This window comes from Achromobacter sp. (genome assembly GCF_036567245.1).
Classification (GTDB): Bacteria; Pseudomonadota; Gammaproteobacteria; order Burkholderiales; family Burkholderiaceae_B; genus Achromobacter.
Window position 1 is genome coordinate 1 of sequence record NZ_DATCUY010000147.1, and the last position, 3,862, is coordinate 3,862.

Sequence of the window (3,862 nt, forward strand, 5' to 3'; positions counted from 1 at the left end):
GGCCAGGCGGCCGCGGCGCGAGCGGGGCGCGTCGGGCGCGCCGGTCTCCAGGTAGGCCTCGATGGCCGAGCCCATGCCGTACCAGCCAGTCAGCATCAGGCGGCATTGCGCCCAGGAGAAGCCCCAGGGGATGGCGCGCAGGTCTTCGATGTGCTGTCCCTTCTTGCGCGAGGCGGGCCGCGAGCCGATGTTCAGGCCGGCGATTTCGCTGATGGGGGTGGCGGCGAAGAAGTAGTCGGCGAAGCGCGGGGTGTCGTAGACCAGGCCGCGGTAGGTGCGCTGCGCGGTTTCCGACATGAAAGACATGGCGGGGCCGTGCTGGGCCATGTGCGCGTCTTCCGCGCTGGTGGCTTCGGCGCGCGGCGCCAGGCTGGATTCCAGCACGGCGGCGACCAGAAGCTCCAGGTGCCAGCGGCCGACCTCGGCGTCCTTGTACTTGCTCTGGATGACTTCGCCCTGCTCGGTCAGGCGGATCTGGCCGGCCACGGTGCCCGGGGGCTGCGCCAGGATGGCATCGAAGCTGGAGCCGCCGCCGCGACCCACCGAACCGCCGCGGCCATGGAACAGGCGCAGGCGCACGTTGCGGGCCGAGAACACGTCGACCAGCGCGCGTTCGGCCTGGTAGAGCGACCAATTGGAGGTGAGGAAACCGCCGTCCTTGTTGCTGTCCGAATAGCCCAGCATGACTTCCTGCGCGCCGTTCTGCGCCAGCTTCACGCGCTGGCGAACTTCGGGCAGGTCCAGCCAGGCGGCCATGATCTCGGCGCCGCGCTGCAAGTCGGGGATGGTCTCGAACAGCGGCACCACCATCAGGCCGTCCTCGGGCTGGATGTCCTGGCCGGCGGGGGCGATGAGGCCGGCTTCCTTCTGCAGCACCATGACTTCGAGCAGATCGCTCAGCGTTTCGGTGTGCGACACGATGGTCTGGCGTACGGCCTGCTTGCCGTAGCGCGCGCGGCCGGCGGCGGCGGCGCGCAGCACGGCCAGTTCGCGCGTGGTGTCTTCGCTGTAGGCGATCCAGGGCGAGGCCAGCGGACGCGCTTGCGCCAGTTCGGCGCGCAGCAGTTCGACGCGTTCCTCTTCGGTCAGCGCCAGGTAGTCCAGCGGCTTGCCGTCGCGCTGGGTGCCGGCGAGGGCGAACAGTTCGGCCAGCGCGCGCTCGTGCACGTCGGAGCTCTGGCGCAGGTCCACCGTGGCCAGATGGAAGCCGAAGACTTCCACGGCCTGTTGCAGTCCGGCCAGGCGCAGCTTGCCAATGGGGGCGCCGTGATGGGCGGCCAGCGAGGCGGCGATTACGGCGAGGTCGGCGGACAGTTCTTCCGGCCGTTCGTAGGCGGTGGCGGCGACGGTGCTGCGACGCGCCAGGTTCTGGCCCGTCAGGCGCTGCGCGGTGGCGGCCAGGCGGGCGTACACGCCCACCAGTGCGCGGCGGTAGGGTTCGTCGCGGCGGTGGGGCGAATCGTCGCCGCTGGCCTCGGCCAGCGTCAGCAGTTCGGCGTCGGCGCCGATCAGCAAGGTGGTGACGGACAGTTCCGCGCCCAGCGCGTGGACCTCTTGCAGATAGTGTTCGAACAGCACGGTGGCCTGGCGCAGCAGCGCGCGTTCGAGGGTGCTGGCGTCCACGTTGGGGTTGCCGTCGCGGTCGCCGCCGATCCAGCTACCCATGCGCAGGAACGGCTCCAGCGGCGCAGGCGGCGCGGCGAATGGCTTGGCGGATTCGCGGCTCAGCAGCTTGGACAGGTCGCCGTACACCCGCGGGATGACTTGCAGGAAGGTGCTGCGGTAGTACGACAGCGCGTTCTCGATTTCGTCCGCCACTGTCAAGCGCGTGTAGCGCAGCATGCGGGTCTGCCACAGCGTGGCTACGCGGCCCAGCAGCGATGCGTCGAGGTCGGCCAGCTCGTCCGGGGTGAGGGTGCCCTCGCGCTGGATCAGCGCCGCGGCGATCTCGCGATGCACGTCCAGCGTGCTCTTGCGCTGCACTTCGGTGGGGTGCGCGGTCAGCACCGGCATCACGCAGGCCTCGGCCAGCAGGCGGCGGATGCGCGCCACGCCCACGCCCTGGCGGCCCAGGGTCTGCACCGCTTCGCGCAGGCTGCCGCGCTCCGGTGCGTCGCTGGCGATGGCGCGGGCGCGCTGACGGCGGTTCTGGTCGCGGTCTTCGGCGATATTGGAAAGGTGCAGGAAGTAGCTGAAGGCGCGCGCCACCGAGTTGGGGTCGCTGCCTTGCAGGCGCTTGACGCGTTGCTCCAGCAGTTTGCCGTCGGCGTCGTTGCCTTCGCGGCGGAACTTCACGGCCGTGCGGCGCAGGGTTTCGATGGTGTCGAAGACGCGTTTGCCCTCACATTCCTCGATGACGGTGCCCAGTAATCGGCCTAACAGCCGGATATCGTGACGCAAGGGTTCTGCTGAATCGGACTGCGGGCGCATGGCATTCATCTGGCGGGGATCCGTCGAGGCTGCTGAGAGAGGGGAAAAGGGTAGGAAAGAAGAGGCGTTGCAGGTAAACCGGGAAAAAGAATCAGGAAGATTTTACGCAGACTTTTAACGGCCACCGCCGGGGGCGCTTTAAAGTCCGCCAGCAGCATGTTTACACTAAAGGCTGGCTGTCCCCTGTCCGTACAAGCCTCCCGTCCCTTCGTCTTTCCAGAAGCCCCCTTTTATGCAAAATCATCAACGTCGCGCGCTCGTGCTGTTTTCGGGCGGCCAGGATTCCACCACCTGCCTGGCCTGGGCGCTGGACCGCTATGCCCATGTGGAAACCGTGGCGTTCGATTATGGCCAGCGGCACCACATCGAACTGAGTGCGCGCCTGAATGTGCTGCGCGACATCCGCAGCAACTTTCCCGACTGGGCGCCGCGCCTGGGCGAGGACCATCTGCTGGACCTGAAGGTGCTGGGGCAGGTGGGAGACACCGCCATGACCAGCGACCGCGCCATCGAGATGCAGTCCAACGGCCTGCCCAACACCTTCGTGCCCGGCCGCAACCTGCTGTTCCTGACCCTTGCCGCCGCGTTGGGTTATCGCCGCCAGCTGGATGTGCTGGTGGGCGGCATGTGCGAAACCGATTTTTCCGGCTATCCCGACTGCCGCGATGACACCATCAAGGCGCAGCAGGTGGCGCTGGGCCTGGGCCTGGGGTCCAGGGTCACGATCGAGACGCCGCTGATGTGGATCGACAAGTCCGAGACCTGGGCGCTGGCGCATCAGTTGGGCGGCGACACGTTGGTGGAAACCATCGTCGAGGAAAGCCATACCTGCTATCTGGGCGAGCGCGGCGCGCGCCATGACTGGGGCTATGGCTGTGGCGAATGCCCCGCCTGCAAGCTCAGGAAGATCGGGTGGGAAAAATGGGTGGTGGCTACCGCCGCCGAAGGCTGAGGCGCGGTTCCCGGAACCGCGGGGCAGGCACTTCAGGCCAATGCCGCGCGGGTCCTGGCGATGAACTTCCACCGCAGCGCGAACGCTGCCGCGCAGATCGCCGCGGCCAGGACCACCGACAGCGCCATCGCGCCGCGCGCGCCATGGCTGTCCACGATGTAGGCATAGGCCACCGGCGAGGCAGCGGTAAGCAGGAAGCTGGGGATCAGCAGCGAGCCCACCAGCGCGCCATAGCTGCGGAAGTCGAACAGCGCCAGCGGCAAGGTGCCGCGGGTGATGGTCAAGAGGCCATTACAGGCGCCATAAAGCAGCGCATAGGCGGCGGTGGCGTAGAGGTTGCCGCCGGACAGCAGCGCCAGCAGAAAGCAGAGCGGCAGGACGGCGCACACCGCCAGCGTCAGCGTCAGCGGATGCAGGCGCGAGCCCAGCGCCACGTCGGCCAGCCTGGCCGCGAACTGGCCCACGCCCCACAAGGCCGCC

Annotated in this window: 2 protein-coding genes and 1 pseudogene; 1 reads left to right on the plus strand and 2 read right to left on the minus strand. The window is 68.1% G+C overall.

Going from position 1 to position 3,862, the window contains the following annotated elements; translation table 11 throughout:
- The coding region (gene ppc, locus VIR09_RS06555) for a phosphoenolpyruvate carboxylase (protein WP_332012137.1) at positions 1-2,439 on the minus strand (2,439 nt) is incomplete at its 3' end.
- Positions 2,440-2,662: 223 nt separating this feature from the next.
- Between ppc and queC the strand changes: the two genes are divergently transcribed.
- Positions 2,663-3,382 carry a 7-cyano-7-deazaguanine synthase QueC gene (gene queC / locus VIR09_RS06560; RefSeq protein ID WP_332012138.1) on the plus strand — a complete coding sequence of 240 codons (720 nt, stop codon included), beginning with the start codon at positions 2,663-2,665 and terminating at the stop codon, positions 3,380-3,382.
- Between the two features lie 32 nt (positions 3,383-3,414).
- Here queC and VIR09_RS06565 read toward each other — a convergent pair.
- Positions 3,415-3,862: pseudogene (locus VIR09_RS06565) on the minus strand (MFS transporter); the annotation flags it as partial.

Bases quoted from the DNA above. Each gene is read 5' to 3' on its own strand.
- queC (WP_332012138.1), top strand. From the start codon at position 2,663: ATGCAAAATCATCAACGTCGCGCGCTCGTGCTGTTTTCGGGCGGCCAG.